15 protein-coding genes and 2 tRNA genes are annotated in these 16,821 nt (G+C 32.0%); 4 read left to right on the top strand and 13 right to left on the bottom strand.

The annotated features are described in order from the left end of the window. Positions 1-34: 34 nt before the first annotated feature. From V1T75_RS10960 to V1T75_RS10970, 3 genes are all read right to left on the bottom strand, one after another. Positions 35-889 carry a hypothetical protein gene (locus tag V1T75_RS10960; RefSeq protein ID WP_330488586.1) on the bottom strand — a complete coding sequence of 285 codons (855 nt, stop codon included), beginning with the start codon at positions 887-889 and terminating at the stop codon, positions 35-37. Between the two features lie 55 nt (positions 890-944). After that, positions 945-1,472: a UpxY family transcription antiterminator gene (locus V1T75_RS10965; protein WP_330488587.1), complete on the bottom strand. Its 528-nt coding sequence runs from the start codon at positions 1,470-1,472 to the stop codon at positions 945-947. 141 nt (positions 1,473-1,613) lie between these two features. Continuing rightward, on the bottom strand, positions 1,614-2,219 hold the full coding sequence (locus V1T75_RS10970; RefSeq protein WP_330488588.1) for a hypothetical protein: 606 nt from the start codon (positions 2,217-2,219) through the stop codon (positions 1,614-1,616). A 181-nt stretch (positions 2,220-2,400) separates the two neighbouring features. On the opposite strand from V1T75_RS10970, the gene V1T75_RS10975 reads away from it, so the two are divergent. Further along, a complete protein-coding gene (locus V1T75_RS10975) occupies positions 2,401-3,159 on the top strand; it encodes a response regulator transcription factor (protein ID WP_330488589.1) in 759 nt (252 codons plus the stop codon). Here the strand turns inward: V1T75_RS10975 and V1T75_RS10980 are convergent. The 3 genes from V1T75_RS10980 to V1T75_RS10990 all read right to left on the bottom strand — a co-directional run bounded on the left by V1T75_RS10980 (position 3,156) and on the right by V1T75_RS10990 (position 7,152). Further along, complete coding sequence (locus tag V1T75_RS10980) at positions 3,156-3,911, bottom strand: HesA/MoeB/ThiF family protein (RefSeq protein ID WP_330488590.1); 756 nt, start codon at positions 3,909-3,911, stop codon at positions 3,156-3,158. The two genes, V1T75_RS10975 and V1T75_RS10980, sit on opposite strands and share 4 nt — an antisense overlap. A 354-nt stretch (positions 3,912-4,265) precedes the next feature. Then, the gene (locus V1T75_RS10985; RefSeq protein ID WP_330488591.1) at positions 4,266-4,892 is read right to left on the bottom strand and encodes a tetratricopeptide repeat protein; all 627 of its coding nucleotides are present in this window, start codon (positions 4,890-4,892) and stop codon (positions 4,266-4,268) included. A gap of 103 nt (positions 4,893-4,995) precedes the next feature. After that, positions 4,996-7,152, bottom strand: coding sequence for a TonB-dependent receptor (locus V1T75_RS10990; protein WP_330488592.1), 2,157 nt, complete (start codon positions 7,150-7,152; stop codon positions 4,996-4,998). A gap of 235 nt (positions 7,153-7,387) precedes the next feature. Here V1T75_RS10990 and pdxH point away from each other — a divergent pair, with 235 nt between their 5' ends. From pdxH to V1T75_RS11005, 3 genes are read left to right on the top strand one after another with little or no spacing between them, the layout of a single operon-like run. Further along, a complete protein-coding gene (pdxH, locus tag V1T75_RS10995; protein ID WP_330488593.1) occupies positions 7,388-8,035 on the top strand; it encodes a pyridoxamine 5'-phosphate oxidase in 648 nt (215 codons plus the stop codon). 30 nt (positions 8,036-8,065) lie between these two features. Beyond that, positions 8,066-8,554, top strand: a complete 489-nt coding sequence (locus V1T75_RS11000; RefSeq protein WP_330488594.1) for a SixA phosphatase family protein — start codon at positions 8,066-8,068, stop codon at positions 8,552-8,554. Positions 8,555-8,562: 8 nt separating this feature from the next. Next, a complete protein-coding gene (locus V1T75_RS11005) occupies positions 8,563-9,459 on the top strand; it encodes a Ppx/GppA phosphatase family protein (protein WP_330488796.1) in 897 nt (298 codons plus the stop codon). A gap of 136 nt (positions 9,460-9,595) precedes the next feature. Here V1T75_RS11005 and V1T75_RS11010 read toward each other — a convergent pair whose 3' ends face one another. The 7 genes from V1T75_RS11010 to V1T75_RS11040 form a co-directional block, all read right to left on the bottom strand. Further along, the gene (locus tag V1T75_RS11010; protein WP_330488595.1) at positions 9,596-11,044 is read right to left on the bottom strand and encodes a DUF389 domain-containing protein; all 1,449 of its coding nucleotides are present in this window, start codon (positions 11,042-11,044) and stop codon (positions 9,596-9,598) included. Between the two features lie 119 nt (positions 11,045-11,163). Beyond that, a complete protein-coding gene (locus V1T75_RS11015; RefSeq protein ID WP_330488596.1) occupies positions 11,164-12,279 on the bottom strand; it encodes an aminopeptidase C in 1,116 nt (371 codons plus the stop codon). Positions 12,280-12,349: 70 nt separating this feature from the next. Further along, positions 12,350-14,749 (bottom strand): TonB-dependent receptor, encoded by a 2,400-nt coding sequence (locus V1T75_RS11020; RefSeq protein WP_330488597.1) that lies wholly within the window; start codon positions 14,747-14,749, stop codon positions 12,350-12,352. 115 nt (positions 14,750-14,864) lie between these two features. After that, positions 14,865-14,947, bottom strand: a tRNA-Tyr gene (locus V1T75_RS11025). Between the two features lie 47 nt (positions 14,948-14,994). After that, positions 14,995-15,067 (bottom strand) — tRNA-Lys (locus V1T75_RS11030). Positions 15,068-15,200: 133 nt separating this feature from the next. Further along, positions 15,201-15,965: an ABC transporter ATP-binding protein gene (locus V1T75_RS11035; RefSeq protein WP_330488598.1), complete on the bottom strand. Its 765-nt coding sequence runs from the start codon at positions 15,963-15,965 to the stop codon at positions 15,201-15,203. Next, a complete protein-coding gene (locus V1T75_RS11040) occupies positions 15,965-16,705 on the bottom strand; it encodes an MlaE family ABC transporter permease (protein WP_330488599.1) in 741 nt (246 codons plus the stop codon). Before V1T75_RS11040 ends, V1T75_RS11035 begins: the two co-directional genes overlap by 1 nt. Positions 16,706-16,821 lie beyond the last annotated feature (116 nt).

The raw sequence follows: 16,821 nt of genomic DNA on the forward strand, positions 1-16,821 counted from the left end.
TTGAGTAAATTGAGAGTTTAAAAAGGAGTTTATTTTACATGCTCATACTTAAGAGAGAGCTTATAGCTTCATTTTCAAGACTTCCATGTTTACTAAGTTTTTCTTTTGGATGAATAAACTCTAAAAACCTTTGGTAATCATTGAAACTCTTTTCTCCTAAAGTTACCGTTTCAAAAAGTTTGTAAAACTGATTTGTTGATTTTTGATTAATCTCAGCATTTTTAAGTCTAAATTTTAGACTCAACTGAATACGGATTCCTCCATCGTGAAACCCTCTATGTAATTCAGACTGTTTAAATACTACAATATCTCCTGGTGTAGGGTTTTCATACTTATCTATATTGAGATTCTTTTTAGCTAATGGCAGCACGAGCCCCGAAGCTACTTTTACTATTATTAAATCTGTATCTTCAGGAATTGAATTCCCAAAAAAATGGTAAATCTCTTCAGAGTTTTCTCTAGAATAAATTACAGGAATCTCTGTAGGATCTCCAAACTGAGTATATAATTCAGGGTTTTTACCTTCAGAAACAATCTCTAAGCCTGTCGATTCAGAATCGTTGTAAATAGGTATCCAAACATTATAACAATCACCATCTACTAACGAGCAGGTTCCGTCTGTATGCCACCCCATATTACTAGATTTCATTCTTGAATCCATTGTTGTACTACTCGCAAAAAAGATAAATGAATTTAAAAACTCTACCTCTTTCCCCAATTCTTCCTTAAAAAAAAGCTGTAACTTTTCATATATAGAATCTATATTTTTAAGTTCAATCATGTTTTTAGATTGAGAACTTTCTATGTTTTCTAAAACACTTTTCTTAATAAGGTCTAACTCTTCTTGAACAAAAAAATGTTCGCGATGATAGGTCGCATTAGTTGTCATAATAGTAGTTTTTTTTGATAGTAAATTCTAAGTAGTAGTACTTAAATATGTTAGCTTAACAAAGCTTTTTCTTTTGTATCTCTTCTAATAAATGAGAAGGTATCACTGCAGTTATATTTTGACGTAATGAGTCAATTCTTACAATAAGTTTATTGTGATTGTCAGCTTTTATAATTTCACAATCTAATCCATTCAACGAGCCATAAGAAATCCTCCTAATCTCTCCTACCTGAGGAAGTTTTGAGTCTGTTTCTATCTCAGAAATATTTTCATCCCCTATAAGTAGTTTTATTTGAGTAATTTCTTTCTCGTTAACACGAGCATAGTCTTTCCCAAAACGAATATATGCACAAGCTCCATTTACAGACAGAGCTTGATGAAACTCTAGTGATGAGTTAATATTTACAAAAACATACGATGGAAATAACGGTTTTAGAATTGTTTTTTTTCTATCGCTCCACTGTCTAATCGTTTTTACTTGTGGTAAAAAAGATTCTAAAGAAATTTCTTTTAATGATTCATGTACCTTTTTCTCCCAACAAGATTTAACGTACAATACATACCAACCACAATCAAATTTCATAACAATACTTATTTACTTAAACACAGCTTCGCTATTCCCTATCACAGAGGGCTTATTTATTTTTTAAAAACGTGGTAAATATAGTTCTCAAAAAAAAAAAGAAAACTACACAAAAGGGTAGTTTTCTTTTTTCGTCCTAATTTACAGTAGTTTTCCGTCTGTAATTAAGTGCTTATTTTCCTCATAAAACTCTATAAGTCCATTATAGGGTAAACTTATTGGTATGGTCTCTGACCCTAAGTAATTAACTGATTTTCCTACTACGACTGGTTTAATTCCTAATAAAAAAAGCACTCTTAATAATTTACTATCACATTCTGCAAAAGCAATATTGTTTTTATTTTTACATACCGGAGCTATAGCGCAAAGCATTAGTTTTTTAAATAGGTTAATATCTTTAACCCCTTTTTTTATTGCAAATCGTCCTATATGCCATATTTCATGTAATTCTTTGTCTTCAACAACCATTAAAGGATTGATTCCAAAAATACTTTGAATTGGGAGTTTATCTACATAATTCCATTTCAAAACACGTATCGCTCCTGTTATTTCTCCAGTATGATCTTTACAAACAAAAATCTTAGAATTTTTAATATATCTTATCTCTTCTTTATAAACAGACAAAATATCTTTTTTTTTTATTAGTTCTCCTTTCCCTTCTGAATGATGTTTGAAATTTTCCTCAACTACAAATTTTGATAAATTAAATATTTCTTTTGTTGACAGTCTTTCTAAATAGTTTTTCATGAGTATTGTTTTTTTATACACTCAAAACTAACTAGTTAAAACCATCAACTTACTACACAAAATAGTAGTTCGTATTAATAAGAAAGCAACTTGTCTTTAGAAATAATGTTATATTAATAAAAAATATTGCTTATTACTAAATTATTTGCTTAATTTGGCACCAAAGCCCCCCTACTAATCTATGAATAACGTGAATGACTTTTTTTCATCGCGAAACACTGTATATCATGTTTCTGATGAGGAGAAAAAACAAACAGAGAACTATGTAGAGGCAATTAAAGCCTTTGCAAGGACGACTTACAAAAGTATTTATGTAATTGACTACCAAAAGAAAGGATTTGAATTCGTTTCTGAAAATCCTCTTTTTCTTTGTGGCCATTCAGCCAAGGAAGTTGAAGAAATGGGATACCTTTTTTATTTTAATTATGTAATCCCCGAAGACTTACAATTACTTTTAAAAATAAATACCATCGGTTTTGATTTCTATGAGGGAATACCTATTGAAGAAAGAAAACTTCACTCTATTTCTTATGATTTTCACCTGAAAAATAAGGAAGGAAAAGTTCTTTTAATAAATCAAAAACTTACTCCTTTATTTCTTACTAATGAAGGAAAGATATGGAAGGCTATTTGCATTATTTCTATTTCTAATGAGCAAAACTCTGGAAACATAAAAATATCTAAAAAAGGGGAGAACAAGATTTTTAAATATGATTTACAGGGCGACTTTTGGAAAATAGAAAAGAAAATAGAGTTGTCAAATAGAGAAAAAGAAATTTTAAGATATTCCGTTAGAGGTTTTACAATAAACGAAATGGCTGAAACAATGTACGTTTCTCCCGATACAGTTAAATTTCACAGAAGAAAACTATTTGAAAAGTTAGAAGTAGCAAACATTTCAGAAGCAATTGTGTTTGCAACTAACAATAAACTAATTTAACTTCCAAACAAAGAAGAAAAATAAAACTCAGGAAAACTCTTTACCTCCCTTTTTGTAGCGATATTAAAAAGTAGATGTACACACATTCCTGCTACGTTCCATGATCCTACCGATAATTGAGGTGGAGATAACTTTTCTTTTTCATGGATATAGTCATGTATGATGTTTTCTAACCACTCTTGGGGTTCTCCCCAAAATCTCATATAACTAGAAACATATTCAACGACACTTAATTCACTAAACTTTTCTCCTTTTTTAGCTAAAGACCTTAAAGAAATACTATCTGGTGTAATTACTGTAACTAAACTTCCCCAACCTAAATTATAAGGATGTAAAACTGGAATATTCTTTTGTTGACAGATTTCATCAAAAAGCAATGGAACGTCTGATGAAAAATCTAATGCATTAATAGCCACCTTATGTCCTTCTATTAATTCCTGAACGTTTTCTTCTGTTAAAAAGCAATTATGAATTTTAATATTTGCATTGCTATTTATAGATTCTAACCTCTCTTTTAACGCCTTAACTTTATGAATCGACACATCTTTTTCCCGGTAATTTTGTCTATTTAAATTAGAACTTTCTACCTGATCTCCATCAATTATCGTTATGTTTTCAAAACCAAAACGCAACGCACACTCAGCTATTATACTTCCAATACCCGCTCCTCCTAATAATACTGGAAAATTTTTAACAATTTCCTGTTCATTTTGATTAACATATAGCCTATTTCTGTCATACCTGTGTTTCATAACAGTTAATTTTGATACAAAAATAGGTTATCAAGAAAGGAAATCCCTAAACAAAAGGGTAGTTTTTGCTTTCATTGGAAGAAAACAAAAAATAACCCTTTAAAAACCAAACACATAAATCACAGCTCTTTATGTTAATTAACACAACATTAACAAATAAATGATTCCACTCAAACACTAGCAACAACCTTCTTTTTTACAGTGAAAACCTTAAATACAAATTTCAAGAGGTGAAATACACGTTTGGATTTATAAAACTTCGTTTACTTTTTATGATACACTTCACTTAATTAATATTCCTCCTTTTACTACTCCTAAAAAAATTAACTTCTTCAACCTATTAGTGTAAACGTATTAGGACTTCATACATTTTTTTAATACTTGTTCTGCCCTTTGTACATTAAATTTAGGGTAAAATTTTTCAGCTATTTTTTCTTTTTTACCTAACGCTATCGCTTTTTTAACATTATTACAAAAAGGTTCTGTAGATTGACCAAAAAAACGTGCTGCTCCCATATCTGATTCTGCTTTGCTTAAAATAACTCTCGGGTTGTTCGGTGCTATTTGCAGTGCTTTTTCATACAAACTTGTATTTTTCATCGACATGGTCATTCCATATTTTTGACCATCAAATGCCATATATGAAACATGTAACAATGCTTGTGTTATTAATATTTCTGGATTTTCAGGTGAAATCGATTTTGCGGTATCCAAAAATTCCTGTGCCTTATTTAATTTGGCTATCAACCTTGCTTCTTCTTTTATTTGAAAGCTTTCTACTATAAGAATCATTCCCGCATAATAAGATGGTAACCAGTTTTCTCTTTCTGCTGTTGAAATACGCTCAAATAATTGAGCTGCTTCCATTGTTTTGTTGTCTTTCCATAACTCAAATGCCTTTGTCATTCCTTTTTCATATTGAGTTTGTGCTGAAATACTTATTGCAAATACTAATAGTACTAATGTGATTACTTTTTTCATGTTTAATTGATTTTTAGTTTATACTTCAAATATCTTTTGATTGTTGCTATGTATATAAAAAAGAACACTGAGCTGTTCTTTTTTATGGCTGAGTTGTTATTCTTTATAAATTGTTTAGCTGATTCTCTTTTTTATTATCACTAATCGTCCAAAAAAAACCAACAAAAAAGAACCTATCTGCCGATGGTATTATAGCTTGTCGGTTAAAACTACCTTCAGAATTTGGTGCATCCTTATAATTATATCCAAACACATTTTGTGTTCCTAAAACATTATTTACCGAGAAATACAGTATTTTTTGTTGGCTAAGTAAGTATGCCCAATTCAAGCTTACAGAGTTATAATTCTTTGTTTTTTGATTTAAAAACCCGCCTTTATTAGGGTTGGTATAACTTCTACCTGAAGCAAAATTATAACTCACCCCAACTTGACTTTTCCAATCTTCTATCCAATGCTTTGCTACAACAGATACATTATGCTTTGATGCAAAATTTGGTGTAGCTTTTGTTGAGTAATTTTTATAATCTCTTTCTGTATCTAAAAACGAATAGGACACCCAATAATCTGTATTTTTCACATTTTTATTATCCCTCCAAAAAACATCTATTCCTTTAGCATACCCTTCACCTAAGTTTGAGTAGTTTGAATAGGGTAATGCTCTATTAGTATCATATTTTACTAAATCTTGATACTTTTTATAATACCCTTCTATTCTTAAAATCTGTTTGTTTTTTACATACTGATAATTCGCTATAAAATGAGACGTATTCTCTGCTTTAAATTGCGTATTGAATTTTAGGTATTCATTTTTAGGGTTCTGATAAAAGCGTCCGTAAGCAAATGAAAACTGTGCATTTTCTCCTGATTTGTATGCTATAGAAGCTCTTGGTGAAATGGTGAATTCGTCTAACAATTCCGAGTTTTCCATACGCACTCCTACTTTTGTTGCTAACTTTTTACTAAAAAAGAGATCTATTTCAACAAAACTTCCAAAGATATTATTATCAAATCCGTAAGTCGTATTTCCGTTTGTTTCACTGTTATAATCTTCAGAAAAATCAGTTATAAAATATTCTGCTCCAAAACTTAATTTAAATCGATTTGAAAATCTCTTTTTTAATGTTGCTTTAACATGAGCTGAGTTTTCATTATCTACAACTTTATCATCCAGTATATTCATTTTTGAATTATCGTTGGTAAACGAGGCTCCACCTGAGACTGTCCAGTTATTCGCTAACTGTTGCTTATAGGATCCGTTGAAATACAAGTTTCTATTTTTCAAACCAAAACGAACCCCATCTTCATAGTTAATATCATTTTGAATCAGATCAAAATCAGTATAGCTATAGGCTCCATATAATTTCAACAAAGACTCGTTTTGAAACCTAAATCGGTATACCGCTTCTCCATTTAATGATTGTACTGGTTTGTTCCAAGCATTTCTGTCGGGAAACAACTTTTGATAAGGTGCTAAATTGATATACGAAGCGTTCACACTTAGTGAATTCTTTCCAAATACTTGTGTGTTTCCTACTCCTAAACCAACTGTCATTAGTGAGATATCTGTCTTCTCTTGTATTGTTTCGTCATTCGTATTTAGTAATAAAACACTAGACAATGCTTGACCGTATTCCGCAGAATATCCTCCTGTTGAAAACGTGATTCCTTTAAATAAAAACGGAGAAAATCGACCACGAGTAGGAATGTTCGGGGCAGAAGGACTATACGGAGTAAACACGCGAATTCCATCAATAAAAATTTGTGTTTCATCCGCTTCCCCTCCACGAACAAATAAACGCCCATCTTCACTTACCGAAGAGGTTCCTGGTAAGGTTTGCAAGGCTCCTACAAAATCTCCCAAAGCACTTGCGGTTGTTACTACATCTAAAGGTTTTAACGCTGTTACTTTTGCGTTATCTCCTGCTTCAAAAGTTCCTGCATTTATGGTAACGGCATCCAATGTATTTACATCTTCACGAAGTGTCACTTTCAAATTTTTAAACATTGATACATCGGCTGTTTTTGTATAGGTTTCAAAAGAAATAAAAGACACCGTTAATGTTTGTTGTCCTTTTTCTGAAGTGATAAAAGAGAAGTTTCCTTTTGCATCAGATGAAGTTCCATCATACGTTCCTTCTAAATACACATTGGCTCCTTCAATAGGAGTCCCTTTCGCATCGATTATCTTTCCTGAAATGGTAGTTTGTGCAATTAATAACGCATGCATTAAAAAGCATACAATAAGTAATAAATGTTTCATTTTGTTCGTTTTTGACGCTACAAAACTGCTCTCTTTTCACCCCTTAGCACAAAAAGAACTACTCAACTGTATAATTTTACGGATGAATTGTTTTGCATATCAAAACTAAGATTACTTAACTCCCTTTATTTTACCATTCTTGCTTTTGATTGTTCAAATCTTGCTAAATTTTAATACCTAAGACCTACAATACTTTTGATAATGTTGTACTTTTACATAGTATAAATTAACAATAATGGCACACGATTTAAGTGACTATAGAAAATCTTACGAAAAAAGAGCATTACTAGAGCATAACTGTCCTGAAAACCCTATTGAATTGTTTAGAGATTGGTTTTTTGCTGCAGATGAATCTGAAATGGTAGAGGAAGCAAATGCTATGACAATTGCGTCTATCGGACTAGATGGTTATCCGAAAAGCAGGGTTGTTTTATTAAAAAAATACACTTGGGAAGGTTTTATTTTTTATACCAATTACCATTCAGAGAAAGGAAAAGCTATTGTAAATAACAATCATGTGTGTTTGTCTTTTTTTTGGGCTGGTTTAGAACAACAAATTATTATTAAAGGAAAGGCTGAAAAGCTTGCTGAGAATTTGTCTGACGGGTATTTCGAATCGAGACCTGACGGGAGTAAATTAGGAGCCTGGGCTTCGAATCAAAGTGAGGTAGTTACCTCTCGTAATGAGCTAGATGACAAGCTTGCTTCTTTTGAAAAAAAGTTTGAAAATCAAGAAATCCCTAGACCTAAACATTGGGGTGGTTTTTTAGTAAAACCAGTTTCTATTGAGTTTTGGCAAGGACGTCCTAACCGTATGCACGACCGTATTAGATACACTTTACAAAAAGATTTTTCTTGGAAACTTGAACGTTTAGCTCCTTAGTTTTATATTTACATAGCTTTTTACAATTAAATGAAAACACTTTATATCGTTCGTCACGCAAAATCATCATGGAATTATGAGAGCGTTAAAGATATTGACAGACCTTTAAAAGAACGTGGTATTAATGATGCCCATCTTTTATCTAAGTACCTAGCGGAAGAAATAAAAAGACCTGACGTATTTCTTTCCAGTAGTGCCAATAGAGCACTACATACAGCTGTTATTTTTTGTGAAAATTTTGGATATCCTTTATCCAACCTCAAAATAAAACGCCAGTTGTATAGCTTTAGTGATGGTTATTTGGTAAAAACTGTAAAAGCTCTTGACGATAGCTTTAGTAGTGCTATTGTATTTAGCCACGACCACGGTATTAATAGTTTTGTAAATAAGTTTGGAAACAAACCTATTGCCCATGTAACTACTTGTGGGGTTATTGGAATAGAGTTTGATACAAAACACTGGAAAGATATTAAAAAGGGAAATACAATTTTAGTGGAATTTCCTAAAAATCACAGATAAATCAATACATTTTGAAGATAAAGAAATACGGCGCTATTGATATTGGATCTAATGCAGTAAGGTTATTAGTAGCTAATGTTATTGAAGAAAAAAACAAAGAACCTTTATTTAAAAAATCATCTTTAGTTCGTGTACCCATTCGATTAGGGGCTGACGCTTTTGTTTCCGGAAAAATATCAGAAGCAAATACTCAAAGAATGCTTGATGCTATGCAAGCCTTTAAATTAATCATGAAAATTCATGGTGTTGAAAGGTACAAGGCCTGTGCTACTTCAGCAATGAGAGAAGCTGAAAATGGCGAGGAAGTTGCCGCTACTATTTTAAAGAATACCGATGTTAAAATTGATATTATTGATGGAAAAAAAGAAGCTGCCATAATTTCTTCAACTGATTTAAATCAATTAATAGAATCAGACGCTACCTACTTGTATGTAGATGTTGGTGGGGGTAGTACGGAATTCACCTTATTTTCTAGAGGGAAAATTATCAACTCTAAATCGTTTAAAATTGGTACTGTACGAGTACTCAATAATACCAAACCCGAAAACAAAGTTCTTTTTAAAAAAGTTCAAAAATGGATTGAAGAAAATACTAGCGACTATAAGCGAATTTCTTTAATTGGTTCTGGAGGAAATATTAATAAGTTATTTAAAATGTCTGGTAGAGACGCTGGAAAACCTATTTCTTACATTTACCTCAATGCTCAGTATCAATTCTTAAAAAAGATGAGTTATCAAGAGCGTATTTCAGAATTAAGTTTAAACCCAGATAGAGCCGATGTAATTATTCCTGCTACAAAAATATACTTGTCTGCTATGAAATGGAGTGGAGCAAGAAAAATTTATGTCCCCAAAATTGGACTTTCAGACGGAATCATCAAAAGCCTATATTTCAACAAACTTTAACCATTATTTGTGACTCTTTTAAAATTATGGTGTCTTATAAATGGTAATTGGAGTCTTCTCTTATTTACTGTGAATACTCTAACAAGTAATCAAAAAATTAAACCGAGCTTATAGCTCGGTTTTTTATTTTTTGTTTTTACTTTCTTCGTATCTGAATTTTCTCTGTTTTCAATTCTTTCTGTATCCAGCTTCTCAATTCTTTTTCATTTTTAACGATAATAGAATCCTTCAACCTTTCATTCCATTTAACAGAAACTACAGTAGTCGTATCAACTTTTATAAAATCACTCGATGATAATACCTTCGCTAAGCTCATTTCTTTAATTTCATTAAATCGAATTTTAGCTTCTGTACTAATTTTACTGAAAGGTATTGAGTTTTTATCTCTATACAACGCTTCTTGTTCTATAGTTTGATTTAAGTTAGAGATGGTTCTTTTCAAGTCATCAATCTCCATATGTAAACCTTTTATAATATTGTCTTTTTCATCTAACTCTTTTACAGCCCTATCATAAGCATCTACTACTCTGTCAACACTCTTAGCTTTATTTTCATTAATAACTAGAGAATATGAATCTATTTTAGGAAACGTTTTTAATTCATTCCTCAAAAAAGATTCCGTTGCGTCGCTTACATCACCATTAAAGAACAGTTGTATTGTTTTTTCTTTAACCTCTAATTTTTCACGCTGCAACCATAAGTTAGGATTATCATATACTTTTGCTTTTAAAAACCTTTTATAGCTTGCATCTATTACACTTTCATTATACACCCCAACAAAGGTAAATACTGCCGGAACCATTACTAAAAAGGCAATAAAAGAGGCTACTTGTGCAATTCTTTTACGTTTGGCAGAATTTACATAGCGAATCATAGTAAAGCCTAATAACTTCAATACTAAAAAGGTTGCCAAAGCAATAAAAATAGTATTGATGGTAAATAAATACATCGCCCCTAAAAAGTAGTCGAAATTACCTATTGCCAAACCATACCCTGCTGTACATAAAGGTGGCATTAAAGCTGTAGCAATTGCCACTCCAAAGATTACTGAAGCAATCGTTCCTTTTTTGGTTCTGGCAATAATTAATGCCAATCCACCAAAAAAAGCGATCAATACATCGCGAATATCGGGTCTTACCCTTCCTAATAATTCTGAGGTTTCTTCGCGAAGTGGAAATATAAAAAAGAATAAAAATGCAGTCAATAAACTTAACACAATCATCGTTGCTAGGTTTGTTAACGATTTTCGTAATGTATCAATATCGTTAATAGCAATCGACATACCCACTCCTAAAATAGGTCCCATTAGTGGAGATATTAACATGGCTCCAATTACAACTGCTGTTGAATTTGCATTTAACCCGATAGACGCCACAAAAATAGAACAGATTAAAATCCAAGCTGTTGCTCCTTTAAAAGAAATATCGCTTTTTATTGCTTCTATTGTTGCCTCTTGGTCTGTATCATCTCTAAAATCGAGTAATTCTAAAATAAACTTTTTTATCTTTTCCCATAAACCTTTTGCATCCTGCTGTATCTCCTGCTTTGACTGCTCTGCAGCTTCTTCTTGTTTATTTTCTTCCATAATTTTTGATTTCTGTTAACTTCGGAAAGATACAAAATTCCCTTGTTAGAAAAGATATAAAAAACGCTTGAAGATTCTAAACCTCCAAGCGTTTTACATCCTCTTAAAAGAGTTTATTCTTATTTGATCTCTAATTTGCTTTTTAATTTTGGCGTAACTGCATCTTTATGTAATAAAACAGATATGGTTTTCAACCTAAAATAAGGAACCGACATGTATACATACCCTTGGTTTCCTTGATTTTTACCCCAAGAATTCTTTACTTTAAAATAGGTGTTTCCTTTTTGGTCTTTCACCAAACCTACAATGTGCATTAAGTGATCATCTGTCGTATTAAAATTTTCAAACTCACTTTGACGCAAACCTGGTGTAATTGTTCTTTCTTCTACTATTTCAGTCAATGCTTTTTTGTTTTCTATACTACTAGCAGGAATTATAGCTACTCCGTTTTTTGATGAAAACGTTTCTTCCGAAACGTCACAATCTAACTCTACGGTGTATCCTTTGTTAATTGCTTCTTCTGTTACTGCTACTAATTCATCTAAAGAAACATTGTAAAATGCTCCATTTGAAAAATTGTCTGGAATGTTTAAAATAAATTGATCGTATTTTTTCACATGTTCAAATGAACTAATTGTTACGTAATTTGAAGGAGTAATCTTAACGTATTCTGCAAAAGACTTAGGGGTATATTTTTTCCCTTCAAAAGTAAACTCTTCTGTATTCTTCCCTAAATATACATCTAAAACACTTTCAACTGATTGTTTCCATTTCGGACTTAACTCTCCTGCTGGGTTTTTGATATAGGCATCTAACATCGATTTTAATACTGCAATCATTTCTGCATGATTGTGTTTATTTTGTCCCAAATCTAAACCTGTAAAAACCTGCTCAGGAACCACGCCGTATTTTTCTACCGAATTAATAACATCATGTGCCAAACCTCCTTCACTAAATTGTGCTTTTCCTTGACGGTATAAATAATTAGTAGCTTTATCAGAATACGTATTACGAACCGTATACATTTCAGATAAGTCGATTTTTTTACCTGTTAACCTGATAATTTCTGATTCTAAAAAAGAGGTGGTAGAAAAACTCCAACACGTTCCTGTTCTTCCTTGACTTTTTACTTCTGTATCTTCAATATCTTTTACTGTTGAAAACTGATATTTTTGTGCTGAAATTGCTGTTATACTTAAAAAAGTGAATGCTGCTCCTAATAGAATTTTTTTCATATGTAAAAATCTTATGCTAATTTAAGCAAGCAATTTACTCTTTTTAAAAGAGTATCAAACTTCAAAACTGTTAAAAATCAACGATAACTCCTATACGAGGTAAAGCTCGTCCTGTTGTACTTGCTATTTCTTCTAACAAATACCTAGAAGCATCATTAGGATCGGTTATTCTTCCGTTTTCGTCTTCAATAGGTAGTAAAAATGGTTGTTGTTTAGCGCTACTAGCATATATATTTTGAATATCAAAATACAAATTAATAGCGGCTTTTTTTAAGAACCATGTTTTATCGATACGTATATCTAACTGTGTATATGTATCCAATCGTTTCGAATTGAGTTTGGAGTAATCTAAAATTCCTCCGTTTTGCACATCGTAGTTGTCTTTTAAAGAAGAGGCCACTAAATCGTAAGGTGTATAAGGCTTTCCTCCAACTAATCGAAATTTCGTACCTATCTCCCAATTTTTATTTAGTTTTTTTCCTGCTGTAATTGTTAGCAAATGCTTATTATCCCAAGTGGAAGGAATATAGGCTCCTTGTGCATCTTTAAATTCACTTCTTACAAAAGTATACGATGCAATTCCGTACAATCCACTATACGATTTTTTCTGTGCCAATAACTCAAATCCATACGCTCGACCTTCAGATGTTGAACTCACTGCTTCGTTTCCTATAATACCAAAATCAGCACCTAGGTTTGCTAAGCTTATTTGATTTCTTAGCGAAAAAGGATAGTTTTTATATCCTTTGTAAAACCCTTCAAAAGTTATTTTTGAACCTGTATCAGGCTTATAACTCAATCCGCTTACAAAATGATCTGATTGTATATACTTCAATCCTTTTTTATTCTCAAACTCCCCTACATTATTTTTATATCCTAACACCGTATAAGATGGTAATTGATAATACCGACCAACTGAAGAACTCACCGTCCATTTTTCAGACAAATCATAGCTCAACGATAACCTCGGTGAAAATTGATTGAACGGATTTTTCATTTCTGAATTGTAGTCAATTCCGTCCATTCTAACTCCAAAAGAAACTCCTAACTTTTCATCTAAATATCTTTTTGACACTTGTCCGAAAACTCCATATTTAACAAAATTAATTGCTGAATTAAAATCGTAGATCGTTACTCCATCTGAATTAGCATTTTTCTGATAATTGTTATTCGTATATCTTGCAGTTTCCAGATTAAAACCTAGATTAAAATCAATCTTATTGCCACTTTTAAAACTGTGTTCATATCGTAACTTATTCTCTATTTCTTTTGATGAATAATCTAACAATAAGTTTGCTGGTATTTCTTCATTTAAAAAATATTTTATCGCCTTGTTTTTCCACTCATTTCGACTAAGCACAACTAAATGTGTTGAGTTTGGTGCAAAATACTTATAACTGGCTCCTACTGTATAATTCCATTGACTGTTTACGGGAACAGCATTTAAAATAACTTTATTTCTCTTTATCGTTTCTAAATCTGTTTCACCATCGTTTACCTCTTTATTTATTTCAAAATCATCAATAGCTCCCAAAGCAACTATTGATAATTCACTATTTTTTGATAATTGCGATTTAACATTTACTTGAAAATCACTATAGGTTGGTAAAAAAGGTAGTTTTATCAACTTAAATAAAAACTGTAAATACGATTGACGTGCAGAAAACATAAAAGTTGTATTCTTTCCTAATGGACCATCTAAGGTTATTCCTGCATCTGAAGTGCCAATAGTTGCTCTTGTGTTTAGTGAATTTGGGTTTCCTCTTTTTTGAGTAAACTCTATAACAGAACTTAACGAGTTGCCTCTATTGGCAGGAAATGCACTTGAATAAAAATCAACTTTACGAATTAAATCCGCATTCATAATTCCCACAGGACCTCCTGTAGCTCCCTGTGTTTGAAAGTGATTAATTACTGGAACTTCAATTCCATCTAAATAAAATTTATTTTCAGAGGTTGCTCCACCTCTAATAATGATATCATTTCTAAATCCAGGATTAGAGGCTACTCCTGGAAAAGACTGAATTACTTTTAGTACATCTCTATTCCCTCCAGGGTTCTTTTCTATTTCTGCTACCCCCAAACTTTGAAGCGATAAAGGACTCGTTACAGACTCTTTAAATAATGGCGCTTGTATTTGAACTTCTTTTAGCTGTGTTGCATCTTCAATCAACTCTAAGGTTATATATGGCGAATTATCTTTAGTAACTAAATACTCATCAGAAATTAACGTTTTATAGCCTACAAACGAAGCCTGTATTTTATTATACCCCAAAGGAACATTATTCAAAACAAACTCTCCTTTTTCATTTGAAACTGCTCCTATTTCTGTTCCATAGACTAAAACATTTACGAAAGGAAGCACTTCTCTTGTTTTAGAATCAATAAGCTTTCCTGATATTCCCCCACTATTTTGAGATACCCCAACAAAAGATTGCAGTAATACTAAGAGTATCAACACTTTTCTCATATCATATTATTTTAAGACCAAACAAAAATACATATTTTGTTTAACAAAAAATACAAAATATTAAACAATATAATTAGACAAACAAAAAAACTCAATCGATATGATTGAGTTTTCGTGGGGAGAGCAGGATTCGAACCTGCGAAGTCGTAAGACAACGGAGTTACAGTCCGTCCCATTTGGCCGCTCTGGAATCTCCCCAAAGCTTTTAAAAAAAGCTTCTCAGTAAATTAGAGAAGCTTTACTAGTGACCGGGCTGGGGCTCGAACCCAGGACCCTCTCCTTAAAAGGGAGATGCTCTACCAACTGAGCTACCCGGTCATTATTTGCTTTTGCTTTTCTGCGTTTGCGGGTGCAAATATAGAAGCTTTTATTGTTTCCACAAACTTTTTTTTGAGTTTATTTTAAAAAAAAATCCGTGTTTTTTGTTACTCATTAATTAACAGAAAGTTACCTAAACATCATTTAAGTATGCTTTTCTAACTTTTTTGAATAAGTTAGATGAATACACGAAATCTACCACTGCATCGTTATCTGTTTTGAAGATTTCTTTGTGTGATCCTTCCCATGCTTTTACCCCATTTTTTAGAAAAACAATTTTATCTCCTATTTCCATCACCGAATTCATGTCGTGTGTATTAATCACAGTCGTTATTTGATACTCATCGGTAATTTCTTGAATTAAGTTATCTATAACAATTGATGTTTGCGGATCTAATCCTGAATTTGGTTCATCACAAAATAAATATTTAGGGTTCATTACAATCGCACGTGCAATTGCTACGCGTTTTTGCATCCCTCCTGATAGTTCTGCTGGAAACTTTTTATTAGAGTTCTCTAAATTTACACGGTTCAACACAAAGTTTACTCTATCTAACATTTCACTTTCAGGTTGTTTGGTAAACATCTTTAAAGGAAACATTACATTTTCTTCTACTGTTTGCGAATCGAACAAAGCACTTCCTTGGAATACCATTCCTAATTCTTGACGAAATTGGCGTTTGTCTTCTATGGTCATATCAACATTTACCCGTCCATCATAAACAATAGTTCCTTGCTCTGGTATATGCAAACCGATTAATGACTTTAAAAATACTGTTTTCCCTGAACCACTCTGACCAATAATTAAACTTGTTTCTCCTGGTTTAAATGAAGTTGTTATTCCTTTTAAAATCTCAACACCATTAAATCCTTTATGTAAATTGTTTACTTCTATCATTAGGTTAATAACATTTGAGTTAAGAAATAATTTGCGATAACTATGAGTACTGTAGTCCACACTACAGATTGTGTACTTGCTTTACCTACTTCTAATGAACCTCCTTTTACATAATATCCATGGTAGGAAGGCACTGTAGCAATTAAAAAAGCAAACACCACTGTTTTAATCAATGCATAGGTTATAAGAAACGGGTCAAAATCTAATTGAACTCCTGCAATATAATCTGCTCCAGAAAACAGCCCCGATAAAACTCCTGCTACCCATCCTCCAAAAATTCCTAAAAACATCCCTAAGATTATTAAAAAAGGATAAAAGAAAACAGTGGCTATAATTTTAGGCAACACCAAATAATTTAGTGAGTTAATCCCCATTACTTCTAGGGCATCTATTTGCTCTGTAACACGCATAGTTCCAATACTCGAAGTAATATACGAACCTACTTTACCAGCTAAAATGATTGAACAAAACGTAGGTGCAAATTCTAAAATTACAGATCGTTTTGCTGCAAAACCAATCAACGATTTCGGTATAAACGGACTTTCCAAGTTCAATGCAGTTTGTAAGGCGATTACCCCTCCAATAAAAAACGATATAAAAGCTATAATTCCTATCGACTTATGCCCTAACTCATCTATCTCTCTAAACAAAGCTTCCCGAAATACTCTTGCTCTTTGTGGTCTTGAAAAAACCTGTTTTAGCATTGAAAAGTATTTACCTATATGCTCAATGTAATTCATTAAATGAAATATATTTTCTTTTTTGCTAAAATATTAAAAAACCATTAACTCATCGCCTTATTTACAAGTTTTAGCTTGCTTTTTGTGTACCTTTGAGTTTTAATTTTCAAAAAACA

Source organism: Tenacibaculum sp. FZY0031 (assembly GCF_036350695.1).
Classification (GTDB): Bacteria; Bacteroidota; Bacteroidia; order Flavobacteriales; family Flavobacteriaceae; genus Polaribacter.

Coding starts and splice junctions, on each gene's coding strand:
- V1T75_RS10960 (WP_330488586.1), bottom strand. CDS start 889: ATGACAACTAATGCGACCTATCATCGCGAACATTTTTTTGTTCAAGAA.
- V1T75_RS10975 (WP_330488589.1), top strand. CDS start 2,401: ATGAATAACGTGAATGACTTTTTTTCATCGCGAAACACTGTATATCAT.
- V1T75_RS10990 (WP_330488592.1), bottom strand. CDS start 7,152: ATGAAACATTTATTACTTATTGTATGCTTTTTAATGCATGCGTTATTA.
- V1T75_RS11040 (WP_330488599.1), bottom strand. CDS start 16,705: ATGAATTACATTGAGCATATAGGTAAATACTTTTCAATGCTAAAACAG.
- pdxH (WP_330488593.1), top strand. CDS start 7,388: ATGGCACACGATTTAAGTGACTATAGAAAATCTTACGAAAAAAGAGCA.
- V1T75_RS10980 (WP_330488590.1), bottom strand. CDS start 3,911: ATGAAACACAGGTATGACAGAAATAGGCTATATGTTAATCAAAATGAA.
- V1T75_RS11020 (WP_330488597.1), bottom strand. CDS start 14,749: ATGAGAAAAGTGTTGATACTCTTAGTATTACTGCAATCTTTTGTTGGG.
- V1T75_RS10965 (WP_330488587.1), bottom strand. CDS start 1,472: ATGAAATTTGATTGTGGTTGGTATGTATTGTACGTTAAATCTTGTTGG.
- V1T75_RS11010 (WP_330488595.1), bottom strand. CDS start 11,044: ATGGAAGAAAATAAACAAGAAGAAGCTGCAGAGCAGTCAAAGCAGGAG.
- V1T75_RS11035 (WP_330488598.1), bottom strand. CDS start 15,965: ATGATAGAAGTAAACAATTTACATAAAGGATTTAATGGTGTTGAGATT.
- V1T75_RS10970 (WP_330488588.1), bottom strand. CDS start 2,219: ATGAAAAACTATTTAGAAAGACTGTCAACAAAAGAAATATTTAATTTA.
- V1T75_RS10985 (WP_330488591.1), bottom strand. CDS start 4,892: ATGAAAAAAGTAATCACATTAGTACTATTAGTATTTGCAATAAGTATT.
- V1T75_RS11000 (WP_330488594.1), top strand. CDS start 8,066: ATGAAAACACTTTATATCGTTCGTCACGCAAAATCATCATGGAATTAT.
- V1T75_RS11015 (WP_330488596.1), bottom strand. CDS start 12,279: ATGAAAAAAATTCTATTAGGAGCAGCATTCACTTTTTTAAGTATAACA.